This is a genomic window from Microcoleus sp. Pol12B3, assembly GCF_036701355.1.
GTDB lineage: Bacteria > Cyanobacteriota > Cyanobacteriia > Cyanobacteriales > Microcoleaceae > Microcoleus.
The window spans coordinates 120,678-145,364 of sequence record NZ_JAUBQS010000004.1; the positions used below are offsets into that span (position 1 = coordinate 120,678).

At 47.9% G+C, this 24,687-nt stretch carries 18 protein-coding genes; 9 read left to right on the forward strand and 9 right to left on the reverse strand.

Annotation, left to right across the window (positions count from 1 at the left end; genetic code table 11):
• Nucleotides 1-52 precede the first annotated feature (52 nt).
• A complete protein-coding gene (cobS, locus tag QUA53_RS03290; RefSeq protein ID WP_242722367.1) occupies nucleotides 53-850 on the forward strand; it encodes an adenosylcobinamide-GDP ribazoletransferase in 798 nt (265 codons plus the stop codon).
• 284 nt (nucleotides 851-1,134) lie between these two features.
• On the opposite strand, the gene QUA53_RS03295 is transcribed toward cobS, so the two are convergent.
• The 4 genes from QUA53_RS03295 to QUA53_RS03310 all read right to left on the reverse strand — a co-directional run bounded on the left by QUA53_RS03295 (nucleotide 1,135) and on the right by QUA53_RS03310 (nucleotide 14,961).
• Nucleotides 1,135-5,229, reverse strand: a complete 4,095-nt coding sequence (locus QUA53_RS03295; RefSeq protein WP_333095095.1) for an amino acid adenylation domain-containing protein — start codon at nucleotides 5,227-5,229, stop codon at nucleotides 1,135-1,137.
• 208 nt (nucleotides 5,230-5,437) lie between these two features.
• A complete protein-coding gene (locus tag QUA53_RS03300) occupies nucleotides 5,438-6,313 on the reverse strand; it encodes a cupin-like domain-containing protein (RefSeq protein ID WP_333095093.1) in 876 nt (291 codons plus the stop codon).
• Nucleotides 6,314-6,552: 239 nt separating this feature from the next.
• Nucleotides 6,553-11,583, reverse strand: coding sequence for an aminotransferase class III-fold pyridoxal phosphate-dependent enzyme (locus QUA53_RS03305; protein ID WP_333095092.1), 5,031 nt, complete (start codon nucleotides 11,581-11,583; stop codon nucleotides 6,553-6,555).
• A 3-nt stretch (nucleotides 11,584-11,586) separates the two neighbouring features.
• Nucleotides 11,587-14,961, reverse strand: coding sequence for an amino acid adenylation domain-containing protein (locus QUA53_RS03310; protein WP_333095091.1), 3,375 nt, complete (start codon nucleotides 14,959-14,961; stop codon nucleotides 11,587-11,589).
• 452 nt (nucleotides 14,962-15,413) lie between these two features.
• Here QUA53_RS03310 and QUA53_RS03315 point away from each other — a divergent pair, with 452 nt between their 5' ends.
• Entirely contained in the window at nucleotides 15,414-15,713 is a 300-nt protein-coding gene (locus QUA53_RS03315; RefSeq protein WP_333095090.1) for a hypothetical protein, read from the forward strand.
• Between the two features lie 333 nt (nucleotides 15,714-16,046).
• Here the strand turns inward: QUA53_RS03315 and QUA53_RS03320 are convergent, their stop codons facing one another.
• A complete protein-coding gene (locus tag QUA53_RS03320; protein ID WP_333095088.1) occupies nucleotides 16,047-17,795 on the reverse strand; it encodes a hypothetical protein in 1,749 nt (582 codons plus the stop codon).
• 374 nt (nucleotides 17,796-18,169) lie between these two features.
• Between QUA53_RS03320 and QUA53_RS03325 the strand changes: the two genes are divergently transcribed.
• From QUA53_RS03325 to QUA53_RS03345, 5 genes are all read left to right on the forward strand, one after another.
• On the forward strand, nucleotides 18,170-18,400 hold the full coding sequence (locus tag QUA53_RS03325) for a hypothetical protein (protein WP_333069764.1): 231 nt from the start codon (nucleotides 18,170-18,172) through the stop codon (nucleotides 18,398-18,400).
• Between the two features lie 50 nt (nucleotides 18,401-18,450).
• Nucleotides 18,451-18,663, forward strand: a complete 213-nt coding sequence (locus QUA53_RS03330) for a hypothetical protein (RefSeq protein ID WP_333095085.1) — start codon at nucleotides 18,451-18,453, stop codon at nucleotides 18,661-18,663.
• A 383-nt stretch (nucleotides 18,664-19,046) separates the two neighbouring features.
• Nucleotides 19,047-19,187, forward strand: a complete 141-nt coding sequence (locus tag QUA53_RS03335; RefSeq protein WP_333095084.1) for a hypothetical protein — start codon at nucleotides 19,047-19,049, stop codon at nucleotides 19,185-19,187.
• 395 nt (nucleotides 19,188-19,582) lie between these two features.
• Complete coding sequence (locus QUA53_RS03340) at nucleotides 19,583-19,816, forward strand: hypothetical protein (RefSeq protein ID WP_333095082.1); 234 nt, start codon at nucleotides 19,583-19,585, stop codon at nucleotides 19,814-19,816.
• Nucleotides 19,797-20,102, forward strand: coding sequence for a hypothetical protein (locus QUA53_RS03345; protein WP_333095081.1), 306 nt, complete (start codon nucleotides 19,797-19,799; stop codon nucleotides 20,100-20,102). Before QUA53_RS03340 ends, QUA53_RS03345 begins: the two co-directional genes overlap by 20 nt.
• Nucleotides 20,103-20,370: 268 nt before the next feature.
• Here QUA53_RS03345 and QUA53_RS03350 read toward each other — a convergent pair whose 3' ends face one another.
• The 4 genes from QUA53_RS03350 to QUA53_RS03365 form a co-directional block, all read right to left on the reverse strand.
• Complete coding sequence (locus QUA53_RS03350) at nucleotides 20,371-20,838, reverse strand: MgtC/SapB family protein (RefSeq protein WP_333220790.1); 468 nt, start codon at nucleotides 20,836-20,838, stop codon at nucleotides 20,371-20,373.
• Between the two features lie 37 nt (nucleotides 20,839-20,875).
• On the reverse strand, nucleotides 20,876-21,532 hold the full coding sequence (locus tag QUA53_RS03355; RefSeq protein WP_333095078.1) for a hypothetical protein: 657 nt from the start codon (nucleotides 21,530-21,532) through the stop codon (nucleotides 20,876-20,878).
• Between the two features lie 244 nt (nucleotides 21,533-21,776).
• Nucleotides 21,777-22,742, reverse strand: coding sequence for a BadF/BadG/BcrA/BcrD ATPase family protein (locus tag QUA53_RS03360; RefSeq protein ID WP_333095077.1), 966 nt, complete (start codon nucleotides 22,740-22,742; stop codon nucleotides 21,777-21,779).
• A gap of 135 nt (nucleotides 22,743-22,877) precedes the next feature.
• The gene (locus QUA53_RS03365; RefSeq protein WP_333095076.1) at nucleotides 22,878-23,234 is read right to left on the reverse strand and encodes a zinc ribbon domain-containing protein; all 357 of its coding nucleotides are present in this window, start codon (nucleotides 23,232-23,234) and stop codon (nucleotides 22,878-22,880) included.
• A gap of 215 nt (nucleotides 23,235-23,449) precedes the next feature.
• Between QUA53_RS03365 and QUA53_RS03370 the strand changes: the two genes are divergently transcribed.
• Both QUA53_RS03370 and QUA53_RS03375 read left to right on the forward strand, forming a co-directional pair.
• The gene (locus tag QUA53_RS03370) at nucleotides 23,450-23,776 is read left to right on the forward strand and encodes a phasin family protein (RefSeq protein WP_242723321.1); all 327 of its coding nucleotides are present in this window, start codon (nucleotides 23,450-23,452) and stop codon (nucleotides 23,774-23,776) included.
• Nucleotides 23,777-24,054: 278 nt separating this feature from the next.
• Nucleotides 24,055-24,642 (forward strand): FKBP-type peptidyl-prolyl cis-trans isomerase, encoded by a 588-nt coding sequence (locus QUA53_RS03375; protein ID WP_333095075.1) that lies wholly within the window; start codon nucleotides 24,055-24,057, stop codon nucleotides 24,640-24,642.
• Nucleotides 24,643-24,687 lie beyond the last annotated feature (45 nt).

Sequence of the window (24,687 nt, forward strand, 5' to 3'; positions counted from 1 at the left end):
GCACACGCTAATCGATTGACAACTGCATACCAGATGAAAAATTTTCTATCTTATGGTGCATGATAAATGGGTTCGCTCTACGATCGACTTTTTCCGGAATCAAGGCGCTGCCATCGCAGCCGCAGTCGCTTTTTATACTTGTTTGCCGGTACCGGTGTCTTGGACTTTGGAGTTTCGGGGCATTGCCCGCTTGGCACCGGCGATCGGGCTTTTGATTGGGGGGATGGTCGGCCTGGCGGATGTTGGGTTGCAGTTGTTGGGAATGCCTGCTCTGACTCGATCGGCCTTGGTGGTAGTCTTGGGCATCGCGGTGACTGGCGGGCTGCACCTAGACGGGGCAATGGACGCGGCGGACGGGCTGGCTGTACCCGACCCGGTACGCAGGCTGGAAGTCATGCGGGACAGCGTTACAGGAGCCTTTGGGGCGATGGCTGCGATCGCGATCGTGCTGCTGAAAACTGCCGCTCTCTCGGACTTGAATAACTATCGGTGGCTGGCTTTGATGGGTGTCGCCGGTTGGGGGAGGTGGGCCCAACTGGTGGCGATCGCCCGCTATCCCTATCTCCGGGCCGAGGGTAAGGGAGCTTTTCACAAGGAATCTATTTATTCTCCTTTTGATTTTATCCCAGGAGTGCTGTTGCTGCTGAGTTTGAGCGTGGTGCAAGTTGTCTTGGAGGGCGATCGGTGGCTGTTGGCGGTGGGGATGGCTTTGGGGGGAAGTGCGATCGGAATTTTTGCCGGAGCCTGGTTTAACCACCGTTTGGGCGGCCACACGGGCGATACTTACGGTGCTGTAGTCGAGTGGACGGAGGCTTTGTTGCTGTGTCTTTTGGCGGCATTGGAAGGTTAAACAGTTGACAGTTGACAGCGAGTTTTTAGCATGGGGATTTAAACAATTGATATCAAATCCGATAGCATCGGAATTGTAAAATCGAGTCATATCAAATCCGCGCTTCACAGTCCTGTATTCATCTCTCTGCGATCTTCCTCTGTGTTCTCTGCGCCCTCTGTGGTTAAATCATTCCGATGCAACCAGAAACGATTTGATAGTTGATAGTTGATAGTTCACAGCGAAAATTATATCGGAGTTTTTGCTGTCCATTGTCCACTGTCAATTGTCCTAGTTGTCCTATGTTAACCTTGAGCCCGATCGACCGCAGCCTGCAATTTTTCCCCCAGTATCCGAACGTGAGGTTCTTTTAACATCCCAAGGTGGTCGCTAGGAATCTCGTGAACCTCTATTCCTCCCGTAATTACCCTACCCCAACCTAATTCGAGGTCAGCCCCAAACGCCTCCGCACTCTCAATTGCCTTGAAAACAGAGGCCTGACCCGCATAAACTCCCCCTACATAATGTTTCAATGCCTGATGATTTAATTCCCTATGAGTGAAGTTTTCCAAATAAATTGGCAGGGGACGCCCCACCGCGCGGTACAAATTGCACAAAATTCTCCACTGAATCTCGGTGAGACCCTCGATTTTTCCGCTCAGATTGCTCTTCGCTTTATTCATAAATGCACCCGGAGTGAGACGTAAAATTCTCATTAGGCCTTCACTGTGCTTCATCTGAGACGAATTTGTGAAAGCATCCGGCCCGTAAGTGTCCAACAATCCCAGCAAAGCTACCTTCTCACCTCGATCGTGAAGTTGCCGAGCCATCTCAAAAGCTACCGTCCCTCCAAAAGATACTCCTAACAGAAAATAAGGACCGTGTGGCTGAAAAGTTTGCATTTCTTTGATGTAATAAGCTGCCAATTCCTCAACTCGATTGGGGGGAGCCAATTTTTCATCCATAATCTGGGTTGACAGTCCCAAAACAGGCTGCGATCGATCGATATAATTCATTAAAGGACGGTAAAATTCCAATCCTCTGCCGAGCACGTGGATGCAGAACAGAGGCGGTTTGTAACTTCCGGTTCCCGGTTGAATCACCACCATTGACGGAGAAGGCGAAGACCATTCAGGTTCGCGGAGAATGTCAGCCAATTGCTCAACGGTTGGCGATTGGAAAATAGCAGACAGCGGCAGCTTTTTGTCGAAGACTTTCTCAATTTCAGCTAACAAGCGCGCCCCTAGCAGGGAATGTCCTCCCACCTCGAAGAAATTGTCCCTGATTCCAATTGAATTGATGCCTAAAACTTTTTCCCAAATTTTTGTCAGTTGGATCTCTAATTGGTCGCGCGGGGCAACAGCAATTATTTCATTGGGCGCTGCGCCCCTAGATTGCCACTTTTGAGTTGCCAAAGCGCGGCGGTCAACTTTGCCGTTGGGGTTTAAGGGCAAAGCGTCGAGGAACACAAACCCAGCGGGTATCATGTAGTCTGGCAGTCTCTCTTGCAGGAAGGAGCGCAGGGTACCGGCTGCGAGAATTTGACCTGGGCGGGAAACTGCATAAGCTGCGAGACATTTGTTGCCCGAAGCATCTAACTGAACTGCGATCGCCGCTTGGGTGACATCTGGATGTCCGGCTAATACTGCTTCAATTTCTCCTATTTCTATGCGGAAGCCGCGAATCTTTACCTGATTGTCGGTGCGTCCGAGGTACTCGATGTTACCGTCACTCAGGTAGCGGGCTAAATCCCCTGTTTTGTAAAGGCGATTTGAGGAAGGAAGAAGGCTTGAAACCGATCGCTCTTGTGCATTTTCCAATCCATCTTCTTCGTTGTCGATCAAAGGATTGGGAATGAACCTTTCGGCTGTCAGATCGGGGCGGTTGAGATAGCCTCTGGCCAAGCCGGCGCCGCCTGTATATAATTCCCCCGGAACGCCGATGGGCACTGGCTGCAAATACCGATCGAGTATGTAAACTTGAGTATTGGCGATCGCCCGCCCGATGGGAACGGAATTGCTAATTTCACTGGCAGAGTCGATCGGCGCGCAGCAAGTAAAAGTCGTATTTTCGGTCGGCCCGTAACCGTTAATTAATTTGCAGTTTGGAACTTCTCGCAGCAACTTCTGGACGTGGGGAACAGATAAAACGTCGCCGCCTGCCAACAGTTGGCGCACACCTTTTAAATCCTCAATGCGATCGTCCACCATCAAGTGAAACAGTCCGGCGGTCAGCCACAGTATTGTCACATTGTATAAGCGAATCGCCTCTCCCAACTCTGCCAAAGATGGGCTGCCGGGAGGGAATACCGCCAGTTGCGCCCCGTTGAGCAGCGCTCCCCAAATTTCCAAAGTCGAGGCGTCGAAGGAAATGGGAGCCAGTTGCAGGAAGACTTCTGCTGCGGTGAGGCTGGCATAGTTAGTGTCTTTGACTAACCGGACTACGCCCCGGTGGACGACGCAAACGCCTTTGGGATTGCCTGTCGAGCCTGAAGTATACATTACATAAGCCAAATTGTCGGCATGAGCGAGATTCGCCGGATTTTCCTCACTTTGGGCGTTTATTTCCTCCCGCGCTGCATCCAGGCAAATTACTTTGGCTCCGCAGTCGGGAAGTCTTTCTACGAGGTTCTGTTGAGTCAAAAGCACCGATATTTTGGCGTCTGAGAGCATGAAATCCAGCCGCTCTTTGGGATAAGCGGGGTCTAAGGGCAAGTAAGCCGCTCCGGCTTTGAGAACAGCCAAAAGTGAGACGATCGCCTCGAGCGAGCGATCTAAACAAATGCCCACTAACACTTCCGGGCCAGCCCCCAAAGTTTGCAAGTAATGTGCGAGTTGATTGGCGCGACAATTTAGCTGTTGGTAGGTTAGCTGTTGCTCTCCAAAAACTACGGCTACAGCGTCGGGAGTTTGTTCTGCTTGAACTTCAAATAGTTGGTGAATGCAGGCTGATTCGGGATAATTTGTTTGAGTGTTGTTCCACTCAATTAATAGCTGTTGTTGTTCCGCTGCTGTCAAAATCGGCAAGTTTTTCAGCGGGCGCTCTGGATTAGCAACTATCCCCTCTAACAGCACTTCAAATTCACCCATGTGGCGGCGGATTGTCGCAGCATCAAATAAGTTGGTATTGTACTGGCACTCCAGCACGAGTTTGTTTTTTGTTTCGCTGGCATTTACTGCCCATTCAAAATTTTCATAAGTTCTTGGATTCGAGAAGACTTCAGCTTTAAAACCTTCAAAATTAAGTTGCTCTTCTGCAAGCTGCACGTCCAGATTAAAAGTTACAGGCACTAGCGGAATGCGACTGAAATCCCGCGGCACTGCTAGTTTTTTTACCAGAGTACCGAAGGTAATCTGCTGGCAGTCGAGAGCATCTAAAATTGCCGTGCGGCGCGATCGCAAATAATCGATAAAAGATTTTTCCCCGTTAATGCGAGTACGCAGCGGCAACAAGCTGACGCAGTGTCCCGCAAGCTTGTCTTTTCCCCCAACCAGTTGTCCCGCCGCAGGCATTCCGACAACCAAATCCTCTTGCCCGCACAAGCGGTACATAAAAGCTTCAAATCCAGCAAACAGAGTTGTAAAAAAGCTGCATCCTGCTTTTTTGCCCAGGCGTTTGAGGTTAGCAACCAAATCTGGATTGAGTTCCCAATCTTCCCGCGCACCCTGGTAAGTTCTCAAAGCAGGTCGCGATCTGTCTGTCGGTAAATCTAGCACCGAAATTGTGTTTGAAAACTGCTCTAACCAATACTTTTCAGCCTCAATAATTTCGGTAGCTGTTGAGTTTTCTTCTTGTGAAATTGCGTATTCTATAAAACTTTCTGGCTGTGGAAGATTGGCAGCTAACCCTTGCTTTCTGGCAGAATAAATTGCACCTAAATCCGGGAATAGTATGCCCCAAGACCAGCCATCGCAAATGATGTGGTGGCCGGTGAGAATAACGATGTGTTCCTGCTCTTGCAGCTTAATAATTTGACTGCGAAACAGCGGCCCGCGCACTAGATTGAAAGGGCGATCGACTTCTTGACGGCGCAAATGTGCTAATTTCGATTCACGATCGCGATCGTCCAAAATTGACAAGTCAATTGTGGGAATGTCAAGGGCGATGGACGACGCAATACAAAGAGTCGATCCGTCGGGGCTAAATGTTGCCCGCAGCGCCTCGTGCCGCTGTACTAATTCCTGAATGGAAAATCGGAGAGATTCAACGTCGAGGTTTCCTTGCAATCGCAGACACATCGACTCGTTATAAGCGCAATTTGCCTCGTCTCCCATTTGCACGGCAATCCAGATTTCTTTCTGCGATTCTGTCGCGGGTACGCAAGCAAAAAGTTCTCCGCCGGCGAAAGGATAGAAGTCTACAGCAGTTAGTTTTGGTTGTAAATCTGTGGCTATTTTCATTGACTATTAACGGTAGTGCAACTAAATAAATTTAATTGTCTTTGTTGTATGGGAGATTTATTTTAAAGAGGTCGATTGGGATTTAACGTTGGGTAGGGGCGGATTTATGAGATTATTAGTCAGAGACAATTATTGTTGGTCAAACCCGCCCCTAGGGGATTTACAGCAGATTCAATTGATCGAGGGAGTAACTAACCAGAATTTGGTATTATTCCATCCCCATCAATCTTTCGCGAGCACTCAGCAAAGCACCTGCACCCGTCAGATAAGCATTAATCATCTTGGCTTTGAGCGAATTTTTGCCTCTGGGGATACAACATTCGTTAGTAAAAAATTTCCAGTTTGATTCGCAAAGTTGGTCAAATGCTACGGAAATGGTTAAAGTCAGCGACCTTGCCGTGTGATACCAGCCGCAGGGAATAAATAGCGTTTCACCGGCTGAAATTGTAATAGTTATTGGCGTAGCTTCAGCCAAAAGTGGATATTTTTTTAAGTCTGGATTGTGATGGTTTTCAATCTCAGATAGCCAAGGAGCACCTGGTTTTGGGTAAAGATACTTTTGCTGCTCCGGCGGAAAAATTGTAAATTCTTTTTCCCCGTAAATTTGATTGATATACGCATACAGCCCGAGAAAATCGTAGTGCAAATAAGGAAATTCTCCGCCCGGCCCGCCGAAGAATATTTCTAAGTCGTACAAATCATTGAGCAGCATCTTCGGGATTAAGCTGCTGTGCGTGCGATCGGGTGTGGCAATACTCGGTCTGGGAGAAATATCTGGTTCTAAATCGGCAAAATCTTTGCGGACATTTAGTTTGAAAGGATAGGGAGCCGGATTCTGTTTTGTGGAATTTTTTAGTAAATCGAACAATTTGTTTATCGTGTAAATGTTACCACCTATTTCAATTTCTCGATCGCCAAATTTTTCTTGAAAATACTCCGGCGTAAATTTTGTTCGGGCCGGCCAATCTTTTGATAAATCTGTAAAAATAACTGGTTTGCCGGGATTGCGGTACTCGCTGACGAATTCTTGGTGAGTCAGACCTGTGCGGCGGTCTATTTTAAGAGTTTTTGCGGTTTGGAGCATTTGCGTTTTTCCTGGTTTGTTAGTGGAAATTTATTTATGGCCGATTTGAAGAGATTTATCGTGTTCGTGGGGCGGGTTTTCGAGATAGTTTGTCAGAGGTAATTATTGTTTGTCAAACCCGCCCCTACAGGTAGATAGAGATTTACCGTTGGGTGGGGCGGGTTTTCGAGATGGTCTGTCTTTGGCAATTACGGTTGGTAAAACCCGCCCCTACAGGATTTAATTACCAACGCTAACCGTCAATTTGATAAACCATCTCCTACTTGTAAATGTTTTCCTGGACGCTCTGGGTCTGCTATGTACCAAGCTGGATTGCCATTGGGATCTCGCCCTAATTTGGCACCGGGTACGGGAGAATTGTTGGCGAAAGCAGTTGACGATTTCGATCCATTGGTATTGCCATTCTTGTGGAAATCAAGAACCTTAACAGTCCCACCAGATGGAGCGGCAAAAAATCCGGCTGACTGCAATTCGGCAATGCTGTTTTTAAATGCTTCCTTGGCAAAAGCAATATCTGCGTCGGAATGCGCTAGCGTCAGAAAACACGGGCGGTGATCCCAAATGTGAATTCCTTTTTCGCGCAGCGAGTAAAACAGCAGTTCTCCGTGAGTAAAATCTTGCGAGTAGGTGATTTTGAACAGGGAACCAAAGTTTTTAACGGTGAAAGGTGCTTGCTCTCGATCGAAGATGGCGTTCAATTCTGCAACGAATTTGTCGGTTTTGGCATTGAGTTCGCGCTGCAATTTCGGCCCGCCGCGCTTCAAATATTCGAGGGATGCCTTGGCGGCTGCTAAAGTCAGGGGATGGCGCACAAAAGTCCCTGCAAAATAGGTAACGCCTACTTCCGGGAACGAATCGTCGCCGAACTGCCAAAAACCGCCGTCTAAAGCGTCCATCCAGGCTGATTTGCCCGCGATTACCCCGATCGGCATCCCGCCGCCGACGACTTTGCCGTAGGTGCCGATATCCGCTTGTACGCCGAAATATTCTTGGGCGCCGCCCGGTGCAACTCGGAATCCGGTAATCACTTCGTCCATAATGAAGGCGCAACCGGCTTGTTCGGTAATTCGGCGCACTTCGTGGAGGAATTCTCGCGGCTGCAAGTCGGGGCGGCGGCTTTGTACCGGTTCTACCATGATGGCTGCGAACTCGCCCGCCCGCGCTTTGAGGATTTCCAGGGATTCTGGTTCGCCGTAGTCGAGAATTAGGGTATTGTCAACGGCGGATTGGGGAATGCCCGGTGCTGCGGCGAGCGATCGCAGTTTTTTGGTGCCGCGCACGATCACTTCGTCGAAAATCCCGTGATAGTCTCCGGTAAACATGACGATCGTACTGTTGCCCGTGACGGTGCGGGCCAGCCGCATTGCGCCCAAAACGGCTTCAGAACCGGTGTTGCAGAAGGCGGCGCGATCGTGTTTTGTCATCTCGCACACGAGTTCGGCAACTTCCCCTGCTAGCGGTGTTTGCGGGCCGATTTCATACCCGCGCTGCATTTGAGCTGCGATCGCTTCTGTGATAAATGCAGGTGAATATCCGAAAAAGTTCGACCCGAAACCGTTGGTTAAATCCACGTACTCGTTACCGTCTTCATCCCAAATTTTAGAACCGGACGAACGCACCGCCACAATTGGATAAACCAACTCTTTCATCGTCCGGTTAAACCCCGAAACTACCCGCGGATCGGCGAGGTGGTGGCGGTGTGTCTGAGTGTACTGTTTGGATTTCTGAGTTCGCGCCGTATATCGCTTGACAAATGTTTCTAAATATGCTGATTGCGACGGAGTTAATCCGTCGCGATCGGATGTGTCGATGCGGGCGGCGGCACCGAACACCTTTTTTGGTTCTGCGGTTGGTTCTGCGGTTGGTGCTGCGGTTGGTGCGATCGCGCTGCCGTTAGTCTGGGATGGAGGGATATTTTGAACGGGTGCCGGCGCCTGCGGCATAACTTGACCGTTGGTTGCAGGTGCCGGCTGTGCGGGAACCAAACCAGCGCCGCCCAACAGTTCTAGCTGTCGCGACATAATTTGCAACTGCTGCCCGATCAGGTATTCGAGATTGCCAGACTGTACGGGATTCAAAATTTGAGGTCCAGGGCTGGGTAACGGCAGATTTACAGGGGCGCTGACTGCAACGGGAGTGGCAATGGGCGCAGGAGGTGCTGCTGTCGGTGCGATCGCCGGTGCGGGTGCTGGTACGGGCGCGGCTTGTTGGACGGCAGGAGTTGCAGGCAAAACCTCCGGCGGCATAGCACCATCGATAAATTCAGATAAAGTGCCGAGAGTGGGAAAAGTTTCTAATAGCTGGCGAAAGGTAATTTTGATGCTAAATTCTTTTTGCAAATTCAGCGCTACTTGAGTTAAAGATAGAGAATCTAAACCCATTTCTAGGAAAGTTAAGTCCTCATCAACACTGCCTAAATCCTCGCCAGAAGTTTCTTCTAGGATGTTTTTAATTACAGGGATAAGTCTGTATTTGCGCGCTGCTTGTTTGGTTTCAACCTGTGAATTTGGCATCAGTAATTGGGAATTGGTAGTTGGTAACTGGGAAGTGGTAATTGGTAATTGAGAAGCGGGCAATTCCTCCACTCTTTCACTCTTGCCCTCTGACACTTTTGGTTCGATCCAGAAACGCTTGCTCTCGAAGGGATAAGTCGGCAAGGGAAGGCGATCGCGCGTTTCCTCTTGATAAAAGCTCTGCCAGTCGATCGATACTCCGCAAAGCCAAAGCTGTCCGGCTGCACTCAACAAAGCCGCCCATTCAGTTTGATTTTCAGGGCTGTCGCCGAGAGAAGAAATGGCAACTTGTTTTTTCAAATCTTTGGCTTGTTTGCGAGCTAAAGTAGCAGCCGTTGTTCTCGGCCCGACTTCCAAAAGTATCCGGTTCGGATCTTCCCAAAGCTCTTTTATCCCGTCGGCAAAACGCACTGTCGCCCGCAAATGCCGCGCCCAATACATCGGATCTGTTGCTTGTTCCGCTGTTATCCAACTAGCAGTTACAGTCGAAACAAATGGAATAGTTGGCGCTGACAACTGCACTTTTTTGACATATTCGGCGAAAGGTTCGACGATCGAATCTACCATCGGCGAATGAAAAGCGTGGGAAGTGTGCAGTTGTTTGCAGACAACGCTTTCGCTTTCTAGTTGCTGCTGAAAAAGTGCGATCGCCTCCGTCGGCCCGGAAACCACGCACAAATCCGGCGCATTCACCGCCGCCACTGCCAAATCTGCACTCAACCGCCCCTCGACTTGCGCCGCCGGCAACCGCACCGACAGCATCGAACCCCCCGGCAAATCTTGCATCAACCGCCCCCTCGCTGCCACCAGCATCAAGGCATCCTCAAGGGAAAACACGCCTGCGAGAGTTGCCGCCACAAATTCGCCGATGCTGTGCCCGATCGCACCTTGGGGAATGACGCCCCAACTCTGCCACAGCTTGGAAAGCGCGTATTCTAGGGTAAATATCGCAGGCTGAGTCAAGAAAGTTTGGCGCAGCGATTCGGCGGCTGTCGCTTCATCGCTGCCGGGATACAGGACTTTCCGCAAATCTCGGCCGAGGTGCGGCTGCAAAATTTCGGCGCAGCGATCGACTGTTTCGCGGAATAAAGGCTCGGATTCGTACAAATTCAAGCCCATATTGACATATTGCGACCCCTGTCCCGGAAACATGAAGATTACTGCCGGATTTCTCGATTCGGTGCAGCGGGTTGCTGTACGCAGCGGGGGCAGGGATTCGAGTACCTGCACGGCATCGGTGCGATCGCTGCAAACAGCGAAGCGGCGGTAATTGAAGGCTTGCCGCCCGGTTTGCAGGGTGTAAGCAGCATCGGCGAGATCGATCTCCGGGTTTTGGGCGAGGTGCGATCGCAAATTTGCGGTAGCTGCGTCCAAAGCAGATGGAGTTTTCGCCGACAGCAGCAGCAACTGCCGCGGGCGAGAAGGACTTGACGGTTCCAGGGCGGGCGCTTCTTCGAGGACAACGTGAGCGTTTGTACCGCCGACACCAAACGAACTGACACCCGCTCTTCTGGGCGTTTTGCCGGCTTTCCATTCCGAGAGTTCGGCGTTGACGTAGAAGGGGCTGTTGGCAAAATCAATGGCTGGATTCGGTTTCTCGAAGTGCAGAGTGGCCGGTATTTGCTGGTGTTTGAGGGCTAAAGCTGTTTTGATCAGCCCTGTGACTCCCGCTGCGGCGATCGTGTGTCCGAAGTTGCTTTTGACGGAGCCGATCGCGCAAAATTGTTTGGCTGCTGTTTTCAGGGAAAAAGCCTGAGTTAGCGCTTCTATTTCGATCGGATCGCCCAGGGGGGTTGCCGTGCCGTGGGTTTCGACGTAGGATATCGTTTCAGGATCTACGTCTGCCATCGCCTGCGCCATCGCGATCGCCTCTGCTTGCCCGTCTATGCTTGGTGCCGCAAAGCTGACTTTGGCTGCCCCGTCGTTATTCAAGCCGACTCCGCGAATTACGGCATAGATTGTATCTCTGTGGGCGATCGCTTCTTCCAAACGCTTGAGTACAACTGCCCCGGCTGCGTTGCCGAACACGGTTCCTTCAGCCTTGGCGTCGAAAGGTTTGCAGTGTCCGTCGCTGGAGAACATCCCCCCTTCTTGATACAAATAACCGCTATTTTGGGGAACCGTAATTGATATCCCGCCGGCCAGCGCTAAATCGCACTGGTAGCTCATCAAAGCATAAAAAGCTTGACAAACGGCAACTAATGATGTAGAGCAAGCGGTATGCACGCTGACGCTCGGCCCCTTGAGATTCAGTTTGTAAGAGGTGCGGGTAGCAATGTAGTCTTTTTCATTGGCTACCATCACCTGAAACTCGCCCGCGCGGGAAATTACATCCGATCGTCCGGCGATGTTGTTGGGAAAATAAGTATTGTTACCCGTGCCGGCGTACACTCCGATCGAGCCGTTGAAGGTATTCGGATCGCAGCCTGCATTTTCTAGGGCGGCCCAAGCTATTTCTAAAAAAACGCGCTGTTGGGGGTCGGTAATTTCGGCTTCGCGGGGACTCACGCCGAAAAATGCTGCGTCAAAGCGATCGGCACCGTCAATAATTCCTCTAGCTTTGACGTAATTGGGATTTTGTCTGAGATTGGGGTCAATACTGGGGTCTAGTTCTGCGTCGCCGAACAACGTTGTAGACTCAACTCCGCTGCACAAATTCTGCCATAATTCACCGACACTGGCAGCGCCGGGAAAGCGGCCAGCCATGCCAATAATCGCAATGCCGTCCAGTTCTGAGTTTTCCTGCGAATTTGTCATAAATTAGGGTTTTTTGGTAGATTGCTTTTGCCGTTTAAAAGCAGCTTTTTGCCGATCGGCCCTGTCTTGAAATTTGTTGTTGGACGGGCTCGCGCTTTTTCCCTCGTTTAAATAATTTGCCAATTGGGCGATCGTCGGGTGCTGGAACAATTTCACCACCGGCAAGTCTTTGCCTAACAGAGTCCGGACTTGGACTGCAACTTGCAGCGTCATCAAAGAATTGCCTCCAATCTCGAAGAAATTGTCGTGAATGCCGACGCGATCGAGCTTCAGCAGCTTAGACCAAACACCCGCCAGCAAAAGCTCCAACTCGCTTTGCGGTGCAGCGTAACTCTGGGACTGTTCTTGTCGCTGCGAGTCAGGTGCCGGCAGGGCGCGGCGATCGATTTTCCCGCTGGGCGTCTTCGGCATCGCCTCAACAGTCATAAAAATCGCAGGCACCATGTAATCTGGGAGTTGCCCTTGCAGGTAAGGGCGGAGGTCGGCTATTGCCAATTTCTCCTCTGGATTGGCAACTATGTATGCAACCAATCGTTTGTCCCCCGGTTCGTCTTCCCGCGCCAGCACCACAGCTTGTTTGACGGCGCGATGTTTTGCCAGTGCGGTTTCGATTTCTCCCAACTCTATGCGGAAGCCGCGAATTTTGACTTGGCCGTCAATCCGCCCGATGTACTCGATGTTACCGTCTGGCAGGTAGCGAGCTAAATCTCCTGTTTTGTAAAGGCGATCTTCTTCATCCTCGATCGCGAGTATTTTATTTTGTCGAAAAGGGTTGGGAATAAATTTTTCAGCAGTCAAGTCAGGGCGGTTGAGATAGCCCCGCGCTAAGCAAATCCCCCCGATGTATAGTTCTCCCCCTACTCCTAAAGGTATAGGCTCACCCTCTTTTTGTAACAAATAGATTTGAGTGTTGGCAATAGGGCGGCCGATCGGAGGCAGTGCGGCCCAATCTCCGGGCGGGCCTGCGAGGGTATAAGCGGTAACAACGTGGCTCTCGGAGGGGCCGTATTGATTGTGCAGGGTACAATTTTCTAGCTGCTGAAAGAAACTGGCTATGTAACGGTTGACTTGCAACTGTTCGCCGGCGGTGATTACTTCGCGCAGCGATTTCGGTATTAGCTGATAGGTATCGGCTGCTTCGGCTAAGTGTTGCAGGGCGATAAAAGGGAGAAACAGTCTTTGAATCTTTTGTTTGTCGATTAGCTGCAACAAACTCTGGGCATCTCGCCGGATTTCTTCTGTGATGAAAACGAGGGTGCCGCCGGCACACCAAGTACAGAACATTTCTTGAAACGAGACATCGAAGCTGAGAGATGCAAATTGCAGGGTTTTGGCTGCGCCTTCAAGGCTGGAGTTTTGCAGTTGCCACGCAATTAGGTTGACTAGGGCGCGGTGCGGGAGGGGAACTCCTTTGGGTTTGCCTGTGGAACCTGATGTATATATTGTATAAGTTAAATTTTGGGGAGAGACGCTGCTAGCTGGGTTTTCCGTGTTGTGACTGCTGATGGTTTCCCAGTCTCCGTCCAAGCAAACGGCGCGGGCTTGATGTGCTGGCAGCCCCGACACTAAGTGAGATTGAGTGAGTATAAGGGGAGTTTGGGTGTCGGCTAACATGAAGGTCAGCCTTTCTTTGGGATAGGCGGGATCTAGGGGAACGTAAGCTGCGCCTGCTTTGAGAACGCCTAAAACGGCGATCGCAATTTCTAAGGAACGTTCCATGCAAATAGCTACTAAAACATCGGGCCCGACGCCTAATTGCTGCAAGTAATGGGCTAGTTGATTGGCTTTGGAATTGAGTTCCAGGTAGGTGAGTTGCTGTTGGGCATTGTGGGAAAAAACGGCGGCAATGGCATCGGGCGATCGCTCGACTTGTGCTTCAAATAATTGGTGAACGCATTTGTCTTGCGGATAATTTGCTTGAGTTTGATTCCACTCCTGCAACTGAGCAAGTTCGGCTGCTGTCAGCATTGACAATTTGCTGATTTTCTGCTGGGGATTCGCCGCTATACTTTCTAGCAAAGTTTGCAGGTGTCCCAACATTCGGGTAATGGCGATCGGATCGAAGCGCTGGCGATCGCCCGCAATTTTCAACAGCAGTTCTGTTCCCCCGTATGCGTAAACTGTTAGGGGAAAACTTGTCTGTTCTAAAAGCTGAAATTCTCGGTTTTGCCAGTTGCCGCCCAGAGCTTGCAAGGCAGAGTTAATGTGATATTTTTCAACTACTAGCAGGCTTTCAAATAAAGCTGTGCCGCGGGAAATCTCGCTCCATTCTTGAGTTTTTGCCAGCGGCACGTTCCCGTATTCTTGAAATGCCGTCCATTGAGTTTGCAGTTGTTTGAGCCAGTCGATCGCTGGTAAATCGGGAGATACAATTACCCGACACGGCAAAGTATTTATGAATAATCCTACCGCTGATTCTGCTTTTTCTAGATTCTGCGATCGGCTGTTGTAAATAGTTCCAAATACTACATCTTCAGAACCGGAACAGCGGCTCAAAAGTAAAGCCCACACTCCTTGCAGCAGGGTATTTAGGGTTAGTTGCTGTTCTTGAATGAGGGAGTTTAAGGCTGCGGTTACGGTGCTAGAAAGCCGGATTTCTGCTTCTGCTGATAAATTTTCTGTTGGTGTCAGGAACAGGCCAGATGCCTGTTCCACAACTGATGAATTTCCTGGTGGGGCGGGCATCTTGGCCGCCCTTGAAAAATCCCCAACCAGAGGGGTAGGAGCGCTGAAACCGCTTAAGTATTGTTTCCAGAATGTTTCTGCTTTAGAGATGTCTGGCTGCTGCCTCCACTCGATGCAATCTCGATCGCAGCGGGGCGGTTGTAATTCTAATGCTCGATCGGCACACAGAGATTCGTACAAGGTAAAAACTTCTTGCAAAACCACGATCGCCGAGGTACTGTCAAGCAAAATGTGGTGATAAGTCCAGATCAGTTTGTACTCGGTTTCCGACCAGCGGAACCAAGCCAAACGCATCAGCGGGGGTTGAGTTAAGTCAAAGCCTTGCAGGCGATCGGCTTGCAAATAGGTTTCGAGTTGGTTTGCACGATCGCCCTCCGACAAATTGCGCCAGTCTTGCTCAACGCTTGGGAGTTCAACTTGGTGATGTACCATTTGCAGGGGAACTTCTTTACCTGACCAACAAAAACTGGTTCTCAAGATGGGATGCCGCTGCACTATTTGCTGCCAAGCTTTGAGGAAAGCTGAAACATTTAAATTTTCCCGGATGCTACAGATAGCTTGTTCGATGTCTATCCCTGATTGTTGGCCCGAAAGGCTGTCGAACAACAGCCCCTGCTGTATCGGTGAAAGTTGATAGGAAGATTCACTATCAGTGGTTGCGGACTGCGGGCGATCGTCTGCTGGCAATGACATATTTATATGTAAGTATTGATGGAAAAGACTTTTGAGCAACTGTAGCCGGATTTTTAAGGCTTTTTCAAGTAACTATTTATCCCCCAGCACGGTAAAATCATCGATCGCGTGCATCTGACATAATATTTTGTTTTTGGCTGTAATATTTTATCGGCTCAGCCGATGTTAACTCCTACTCTACCGCCCTGTAAAGTATTTATGATACATTTTACAGGTAGCGCCGCCAAAGAGCATTTCCCGTTCAGCAACCGTGTAATTCCACAGCCTGTAAATATTAAAATTGCTTAATTATTCTGTTGGCTATCGACTTTCTTCTCTCAAGAATAACTAAAGCCTTCAACATCTGCTATAACAGGCTGACATCCGCACTCAACAGCAATGATTTGCATCCTGTCTGCAGGCAATCGTTGCGCTAAATTAGCTACAGCCAACCTCAACCTTTAAAGAAAGCTATGGGATATTTGATTGGTGCGATCGTCCTCGGAATGTTTATTTGGGCTGGATTCGAGATTGTCCAAACAATCCGCAATTGGGAAACGAATCCCGAAGAGACCACCAGCAAAATTCAAGCTGAAATGGTCCAAGAAACATATCGCGGTCAATTTGGTGCCGATGCGCTGGAGGGAGGGAGTCAGGCTGTCGGAAACGCACTCCACGCCGGCCAGTGCGCCGCCGAAGCAGCAGCTTGCGAAGCTGCTCCAAGTGCGATCGGTCATGTGGTAGAAGGCTTGTTGCACGTTCTACACCATTAATATAGTGTCTGCTAGCGTAAGTTGTGCAAATGTTTTTGATGCTGTAGCGGCGGGTTTTACCAATAATATTTACCCACACAAACATTCTCCTAAACCCGCCCCCCACAACTAATAACCTATATCAACCTTGACTTTGATCGAAGGGAAAAAATGTACATTCAGGTTTACCGTTGAGCGGCGGGTTTATGGGATTATTAGTTTTTGGCGTAGATGGTTGGTAAAACCCTCCCCTACCATCGCGCAAATCATACAAAAACGAACAAAGACCAAATGATATAACAACACAAAATGAATGGAAAAAGCCATTTAAAATTTTCCATTCATTCTCATTTTTTACGCTTTTGGCTCAACCCATACCGTCATCCCCTCAACCCTCAAACCTTTGCCGCGAGTGCCGCAATATTGACCGTTAGCAGTAACCGGAGTATCGCCTACATTCTGGATGTGAGCCGTATAAAATACGTCGTATTTATCAGCTTGCGGCCCTGTCAGGCGGGCGGCAAATCCCTCAATGCGCTTGGCTTTGCCCCGGAAACCGGCCAACTCCCCTTCTGAGATCCAAGCAGTATCGCCAACTCCTTCAACGTGAGCCATGTACTGCAAATTTAAACCGGCAACGGGAGGCTCTATTTTAATTTGAAATCCTTCGACGCGGCGGCCTTGAGCTTTAGTACCCGCATATTCTCGATCGCTAAAAGTTCGATCGCCAATTCCTTGAATATGCGCCAACACTTTTAAACCCACAGGTGCCACAACTTGAGAACTAGCAGACGGCGCGAGCCAAACTTTGATGCCCTCGATCCTCAAAGCTTTGCCGCGAGTGCCGCAATATTCGCCGTTGGAAGACACGTCGGTGTCGCCGATATTCTGAATGTGAGCGCTATAAAATACGTCGTACTTATCAGCTTGCGGTCCGCTCAACCGCACCGCAAATCCCTCAATTCGTTTCGCTTGACCCCGAAAACCTGCCAATTCTCCTTCGCCGATCCAAGGAGTATCGCCCACACCTTCGACGTGAGCCATGTACTCGACTTTTAAGCCGGGAATTGGGGGATCGATATTAATTTGAAATCCTTCGACACGGCGCCCTTGAGCTTTAGTACCCGCGTATTCTTGAGCACCGAAAGTTCGATCGCCAATTCCCTGAATGTGCACCAAAACTTTGATTCCCAAACCGCCCTCTACAGGAGCTTGTTGAATGTCCCGAGGTGCCCCAAAGACAATGTTCCCGGAACCGGTTGTCTGAAGAGACTTAGGTACTTCCACGCTGGGAACAATAATTACCTCGTGCATGGGGACAGAAGGTGCGGGGGATTCCAAAATCTGGATCTGTGGTGCAACTGTAACTTGTTTAGGTGCCACATTTCCTGACGGGATGACAATCACTTCTGGCAAAGGTTCGGCGCTGATTTTTTGTTCTGGCGCTGCTTTAAATGCGGGTTCGACTTTTGCAGGTGCTGCTTTTACCATCTCAGCAATGGTTAATTTGCCTCTGGAAATAGCTACGGCTATTTGTTTGCCAAAAGCGGCGCTGACTGTTTCTTCGAGAATTACCCACTGTTCGTCATCTAATTTGTCTTGCTGTTCCACCAGGGCGAGAACTGCTGAAACTGGGTGTTTGCCGCTGATTAAGGATTCTGCGTCAGAATGCAGTTGAGTTGGGGTTGATTCGGAAATCGCGCGCTGCAGTTCGCGGGCTTTGGCATGAACTGATTGTAAGGGTGCGAAGTCGCTTTGTTCGCGGTGGGCGATCGCCAATACTCGATCGATCACTTTCAATGCTGCATCGCGAATTTCTGCTTTACCTTCGGAAGCTGCGGCAGTCTCGACTAAGTTTTGAATGTCTTTGAGGGAAGCAATTTCCCCCGGTGCGATCGCGGATTTGTTGATTTCGAGAGCTTGTTTTTGGACTGCAGCAAAGTTGCGGCTGTAGGCGGCTACTTCTTGCAGCAAGCTGTCAGAGGGAGGAATGCCCGAGTCTTGCAGTTGTTTTGCTGCTTGGGATAGGCGATCGGCCAAATTAGCATAAGTTTCCGATAGTCGGGCTATTTGTTGTAGCAAATCTTTATGAGCTAGTTCCATATGTCTTGCCGTAAATATTTAACTTGCTGATTATAGACGTTGAGCGTCTTCTGAAGGTAGAAGGCAGTAGTCATCAATAATTAGTCCCAGGGAAAAAGAAAAATGCTCCCCCTCTCCGGCTCCTCCACTCGGACACTCTCCGACTCCCCCATGCAGACACCCGGACACTCTCCGACTCCCCAGTCTCCGACTCCGCCTCTAGCATCCCCCGCGTGATCGCCGTCACAACCGTGCAAATACTTAGTCACACTCTCCGACTCCGGTTGTCACGAGTGTCCCGTAACAATGTCACACCTATCGAGCAATAGCCGTCACTGCTGATTCTGTGAAAAGAGTTGATACTGAGACTTGAACCAATAAAACCCCGAAGTGTTATGGTACTAATTCGCGATCTCGCCCAGCAAGCTCTGGCTCTAGGCTATCTAACCATTGAAGCCGAAAATCAACTGCGGCGGATGTTAACTACCACCACCTATGACTTAGAAGACTTAAATGCTTTTATGGCTTTGCAACTAGCAGCTATGTCCGGAGGAGTGAAACAAGAGTCTCGCGAGCTGAAAAAATTTGAAATCTTTGGCGAGACGGCTTCCGAAACTTCCTGTTAGTAACTTGTTTGCTTTTGATTAGTTAAAATTTAGTAAGGGAAATTTCTACCGTGCAGATTCGTGAAGTTGTAAAACAAGCTATTGCCGCTGGATATCTGAGTTTGGAAGCGGAAAAAGAAATGCAGAATATTTTTTCCTCAGCCAAGTGTGATTTGGAAGATTTGAATGCTTTTATGAGCTTGCAGTTAGCTGCCATGGCGGGTCGCGTAAGGCAAGAGTCTTTGGAATTGATGAAAATGCCAAGTTTTCCCGAAACGAATTAACGAGCTTTATTCATTCATGTGCTTTCCGGCAAAATAAATATTAATTAATCAATTTACTAAAAAATTTTATTTAAGAGTTATTTTTTCTAACGTATAACTAATTAATTTTACCACTATTCCTATCTTGCTTAACTCGGTAGTAAGCCAATCAATTCTAATTTAAATGATTTTTAAAATAAATGTTTAAGCTTGTAGGCAGGACTTAGCTCCTCAAAGGCAAGGCGGGGATGACCAGACCTATCACCCTGTTTGCTGACTAACTGTCGATCGTTAGCATTCAAAGGTTATTTCTTGTTATAGCAATTTCATTTGAGATGTAAATATGGATTTCTATGGTAAAATACATAGGAAACTTTCATAATAAATGAAAGGGAAGAAAGCAAATGGAAGCCAATCAAAATGAAAAAGAAAGACAAATAGAAGGTTTAATCAAATTTATAAATAGTAATGGAGACTCGCGAGAAATGAAGAGAGCCTTAGCAGTAAAACTAGCTCTCCAAGGTTATGTGTACAGAGCGATATAAAATATACTAAATGTATCTCAAGGTTTTGTAAGTAAAGGGAAAAAATTTATAACACAAGGAATACCAGGTCTAAGATTAGGCTATAGAGGAGCGAAAACCAAGCTAACAAAAGAAGAAGAATCAACCATAAAATGGTTATCATGCCGCCAATAATATTGGGATATATCAGAAATAGAAATATATTTAATAGAGGAGTACGATGTTATATTTAAATCGAAATAAAGTTACTATAATATTTACAGAAAAGAGAAGATAACCAGACAAAAAGCTGAAAAAGTAAATCCGATAAAAAATGAAAAAGCAGTCAAAAAAAGAATTGAAAGACTTAACCAATTTCTCGAAGATAATAGATAGAAAATAGAGTCGGGACAGCTTGTAGTCTATGCAATAAACGAATGCCATTTAATGGAGGAGACATTGTAGGTGAAGGATGGGGAAAGTCAAAAGAACGCGTGGAAATACCAATTAATAATTATAAAGATAGGCAAACTTATTATGGTGCATTAAATTTGTTAGAGCCAGATTTAATTGTCGCCAAGTATTCAACGGGGAATGGAGAAAATACTGTCAAATTTGTCGAAAATTTACAAAAGAAATGTCGGAAAAAGATTGTTAATATTTTGGGATGAAGTCAGGCATCATACCGGAGAGAATAGGCGGAAATTTTTAGCAAAACAAAATGAAGGACTAGCCCCTTTGGAATGGAAAATTACTTGTGAACTTTTTGCCCCTTATGCACCCGAAGAAAATCCAATTGAAGCAATATGGTTTCAATTAAAAAGTTTGATCGGGATGTTTTATCGTTTAGTCAAAAAAATTAATATTATTAATCTTTTATTTCAATTGTTTGCTAAATATAATCTTTTCAATTTTCCTAACTTGAAAAAATTTGATGCCTTTTCACAATTCATATAGGATTGCTATATATCAATTCCGGTTGCACTCCTTATTATGATAGGTTTGAGCTACTTTTTCAATACATTGACAGGTCTGGCGGGGAGGATAGCCAACAATTTATGATAAGTGATTAACTCGACTTGGTATGAAAAAACTAATATTATTTACCCTCGATTAACCGCAATCAAATTGGTTAGTAGTGAAGATTCATCAAACGAGTTGGTAATTGCGGCGTTACTAGCAACATTGTAAGGTTATTTTGCCAAATTGAATATACTCAATGAGACTATTTCCTACGACTCCGACGCTCTAACTCTTTAATTACTCTCAGAACAAACAGCGACATTAAAGCGCCAATTAATGCCAGTTGCCACAACCCGCATCCTGCCGCAGTTCCTAAAGCTGCTGATACCCAAATAGCGGCGGCAGAGGTAAGCCCGTGAACTTCCGGTTTGCCTCTTTCCTGCTGATTTTGCCGCATGATTTCTCCGCCTCCCAAAAACCCAATCCCGGCAGCAATGCCTTGAATTACCCGCGCTACAGCATCTCCTCCGTTTTCATTTTTACCCATTGCCAGCGGCATTAAAACAAACAGTGCAGAACCCATACTAACTAGCATATGAGTTCTCAATCCCGCTGGTTTGTTTCTGAGTTGGCGCTCCCATCCAATAATTCCGCCAACAAACATGGCTAGGCACAACCTTAACAGTATGCCTAGCCAATTATCGGGAGACCACAAGTTAGCGATCGACAATGTTTTACTGCAAATAATTAATCCGAAGATTCCAATATTACCGGAGTACGATGTCCGATCGCAATCTTACTGCTAAATCTTGTTCCGGGCGAATCACGAGTACGTCAACGCTGCGCCGCCCCAACAATACTCCAGCTAAAGCGCCGATCCCAGCGCCTCCTAATACTTCTTCCGTGGCGATGGCTTTGTCGCCGGTAATGCCTGCGAGTGCTGCTGCTGCTGCTGCACCCAAAGCTGCACCTTGGGCTACTGAACCTGTGCCAGCACCTTTTTGGACTCTTTCGGTTCTGGTAATAATTCCTGAATTTCCGTCAATCCGATAGCGTTGGCGGCGGCTGATAACTAACTCTCTGGCAACAAATTGAGTACCACTTTGATTGCCTCTTCTGACAGGTTGCAGTGCCCCGACTATCTGGCTGCCTCTGGGGATTAATACTCTGCCTTGAGGTGTGCGGATGTCTTGCGCTACAGTTAAAGTTAAAGGTGCAGTTTCTTCGCGGGTGACAACTATTTTGTCTTTTTCATAGCTAACTGGAATTACACTGCCCGAGGGAATGCGGATGCTATCAAATTGGGAAATTCGTTGTTGAGCTTCTGCAGGATTAGCTACCACCAGCGGCGCGCTGGTTCCCACTGTAATGCCCAGTGCGAGGATTGCTGCTGTTGCTGAACGCCATTTTTGAGAAGTAATCATATAAATTGTCTCCTTGTTTCGGTTTTTGTTTACTTAGGAACGCACTACTGCTAAATTTGTTTCTGGTTTCGCATTCATCTGATGTTTTGATTATGGCAGGCTGGAATTCTACCAGTTGGGAAGATAAGGTCGATAATCCAGAAGTTGAAAATTTGGAAAAATCGAGAAAATCGGCAATACAGGGGCTATCGGGAAGATAAGGAAGATAGTCAAAAGTCAGCATTCAACAGTCAACAGTCAACAATTAATTGTTGAGAGCGTTTAAGGCTAACAATCCTGCACCGAAAGCTGGTTCGTATCGGGGCGAGATTACCTTAGCTTTTGGGGCGGTCGCACTTATTGCAGCTTCAAACCGACCTCGGCAATTTGCCTCGCCGCCCCACACACCTCCTACGAGCACAATTTCAAATTCTTCTGTTTGGTTAAATAGCGCTGAAATGGCTATTTTTGTTGAATAGGTTAATTCTGCCACAGCATTATTGATAATGCCGTCAGCGACGCGATCGCCCTCTGCTGCGGCTCGATCGACTATTGGTGCTAAAGTTGCAATTTCTTTGACTCCCCAACCGCGCCCGTAAACGACTTCTACCAATTCTTCTAGGTTATTGAGGCCTAAATGCTTTTGAAATTTTTCGGCAAGCAGGGTAAAATCTTCGCGTCCGTCATAGAATTTCAAAGCAGCTTGCAAACCCTGAAGGGCGATGTTATATCCGCTGCCTTCATCGCCTAAAATATATCCCCAACCGCCGACTCGTTTAGTTTTCCCGTGACGGTTTTGCCCGAAAACAATCGAACCGGTTCCTGAAATAACGGCGATACCCACCGGATGACCTGTACCGCCAGCAAGTGCGATCGCGCAGTCGCTGCAAATTACTATATTCCTGGGCAAGAACGATCGGGTTACTGGTAAAGTATTTGTCAACTGCAAGTTCTGCACTACAAATTGCACTATTTCGCGATCTTTTGGACGCCCGACGCCTGCTAGTCCCAAACCAATTGCTTCTATGTTGAGATTGCCTACAGCCTCGACCTGAGCGGACAGAACTGCTCGTTCGATCGCCAATTGGATGGATTGTTTTGCTGTCTCAATTCCCAGGGTTTGATAATTTGACGGCCCTGCTTCACCCCGTCCTAAAACAAGGTGGTTGTCATCCATTAAAAGGCAGATAGTTTTAGTGCCGCCGCCGTCGATGCCGAATACGTAACTCATGAATAATTTAGAGAATAATAGAGCAACCCAGATTAACAGAGATATCTCTATTCTAGGCTTTGTACAATCCGAGTGAACAGAGATGTTGCACCATTGTCAATAAGCCTGTTCTTGAAAATGGTGCAAGATGTGAGATTAAATCGACACAGCAATGCTAATAATAATTAAAGCTAATAAAGCTAACCAAACGAGATGGCGCTGACACCAATTTTTGATTGATTGCGGCCAGCCGCTGCTGATGTAATAGCTCGTCTGTGGCACAAGTGGCTCAGCTCGATCGTGATAAAGCGTGCATTCTTTGGCAAAGGGACGCTGCGGGTAGTTGCAAGTGTCGTCTTCGTGATAAATACAGGTAGGGCAGAGAAATTCTTCGGGTTTTGATCGATAAAGAGGGATACCCGGATGACCGAAAGCTTTGAGGGGAATTTTGCAGTGTGGACAGGCGAGGGCTTGGGCGTCTACAGGTTGGTGACAGCGGGGGCAATCAGGCATAGACAGCAGGGTTATGGGGTAATGTGGTGGGTAGGCTCATTAGCGGGTTTTCCGAACGCCGATTAGCGCGATCGGCTCGCCATCAGGCGGCTGGATGCTCCAAAATAGAAAGGTAGGTGTGCGCTGATGTAACTTTAAGTTTACAGATGGTTTCGCAGCGACAGCAGGCGACCTGAGCCGATCGGGTATGAAAGGGCAAACATTAGGAAAAATCTATGGATAACAATAGCAACTTACTCAAACAACTGGTAATGCTGGGCATTGGTACTACCTCCCTGGTGGCAGAGAAATTGCAGGAAGTCAGCGAGCAATGGGTTAAAGATGGCAAAATCAATCCTGAGCAAGCCAAAACCTTTGTCGATGACATGACGGAGCACCTCAAGTCTGAACAGGGAAATTGGGATACGCAGTTGCAGCGGCAACTACGGAATATGCTGCAAGATATGGGAGTTCCCCGACAGTCCGAAATGGATGAGTTGCGGGGAAGGCTCGATCGTTTGGAACGTCAGATGCGGGATTTAGAAAACCGTAACTGGCGCTGAGGTCGATCCTCTTCGAGGGCTTCGCTAACGCCCGCGAGGAGTTCGCTGCTATCTTGTGATAAAATTGTCACCCAAAGGCAGAAGCCTAAAAAAGGCACTTATGTAGAAGCCACTTATGTAGAATTACAAACATTCTGACTTCATACTTTTGCCTTTAAAATTATCTGGAACCTGCCGTTTTTTGGTGGAAAAGTTCAGATAACATTTGGTAGTTCTTGTTGTACTAGATGTCTTAGATATCTGAGATATCGCGGTTAAAAGTATTAGGAGGGTTAATTTTGCGAGGAGTTCTAGTCAGCTTGGGGGTAATGCTGGTTTGCTTTGTGTTTTTGATAGTCGCTCAAATGGGCGGTTCTGGGTCCCAAGCAGTTGCAGCCGAATTGAATAATCTTTTACCAGAGACTGTTATTGAGAAGTTGTCAGCACAGTCTTTGAATGAAAATAACTTGCTAGTAGCTGATGCTACTTTACCGGAGGTACCAGCTACTATCGCTGGCAATGACATGACTGATAATACTGATAAAACTGTCACCACAGATTCAGGTCTGAAATATGTTGAATTGAAAGAGGGTAATGGGGCGACTCCAAAAACCGGGCAGACGGTTGTGGTACACTACACTGGGACTTTGGAGGATGGCACGAAGTTTGACAGTTCGCGCGATCGCAATTCTCCTTTTCAGTTCAAAATTGGCGTGGGTCAAGTAATTAAGGGTTGGGATGAAGGTGTCGGTACGATGAAAGTTGGAGACCGCCGCCAGTTGATTATTCCCCCTGAACTGGGTTACGGTGCTCGCGGTGCGGGCGGAGTCATTCCTCCTAATGCTACGCTGATTTTTGATGTGGAATTGTTGAAAATCGCTGGCTAGGTAGCTCAATCTAATTCAACGTAAAACTTTTACGGTGTTTAGAAA

Bases quoted from the DNA above. Each gene is read 5' to 3' on its own strand.
- cobS (WP_242722367.1), top strand. From the start codon at position 53: ATGGTGCATGATAAATGGGTTCGCTCTACGATCGACTTTTTCCGGAAT.
- QUA53_RS03295 (WP_333095095.1), bottom strand. From the start codon at position 5,229: ATGAAAATAGCCACAGATTTACAACCAAAACTAACTGCTGTAGACTTC.
- QUA53_RS03300 (WP_333095093.1), bottom strand. From the start codon at position 6,313: ATGCTCCAAACCGCAAAAACTCTTAAAATAGACCGCCGCACAGGTCTG.
- QUA53_RS03305 (WP_333095092.1), bottom strand. From the start codon at position 11,583: ATGACAAATTCGCAGGAAAACTCAGAACTGGACGGCATTGCGATTATT.
- QUA53_RS03310 (WP_333095091.1), bottom strand. From the start codon at position 14,961: ATGTCATTGCCAGCAGACGATCGCCCGCAGTCCGCAACCACTGATAGT.
- QUA53_RS03315 (WP_333095090.1), top strand. From the start codon at position 15,414: ATGGGATATTTGATTGGTGCGATCGTCCTCGGAATGTTTATTTGGGCT.
- QUA53_RS03320 (WP_333095088.1), bottom strand. From the start codon at position 17,795: ATGGAACTAGCTCATAAAGATTTGCTACAACAAATAGCCCGACTATCG.
- QUA53_RS03325 (WP_333069764.1), top strand. From the start codon at position 18,170: ATGGTACTAATTCGCGATCTCGCCCAGCAAGCTCTGGCTCTAGGCTAT.
- QUA53_RS03335 (WP_333095084.1), top strand. From the start codon at position 19,047: ATGGAAGCCAATCAAAATGAAAAAGAAAGACAAATAGAAGGTTTAATC.
- QUA53_RS03340 (WP_333095082.1), top strand. From the start codon at position 19,583: ATGCCATTTAATGGAGGAGACATTGTAGGTGAAGGATGGGGAAAGTCA.
- QUA53_RS03355 (WP_333095078.1), bottom strand. From the start codon at position 21,532: ATGATTACTTCTCAAAAATGGCGTTCAGCAACAGCAGCAATCCTCGCA.
- QUA53_RS03360 (WP_333095077.1), bottom strand. From the start codon at position 22,742: ATGAGTTACGTATTCGGCATCGACGGCGGCGGCACTAAAACTATCTGC.
- QUA53_RS03365 (WP_333095076.1), bottom strand. From the start codon at position 23,234: ATGCCTGATTGCCCCCGCTGTCACCAACCTGTAGACGCCCAAGCCCTC.
- QUA53_RS03370 (WP_242723321.1), top strand. From the start codon at position 23,450: ATGGATAACAATAGCAACTTACTCAAACAACTGGTAATGCTGGGCATT.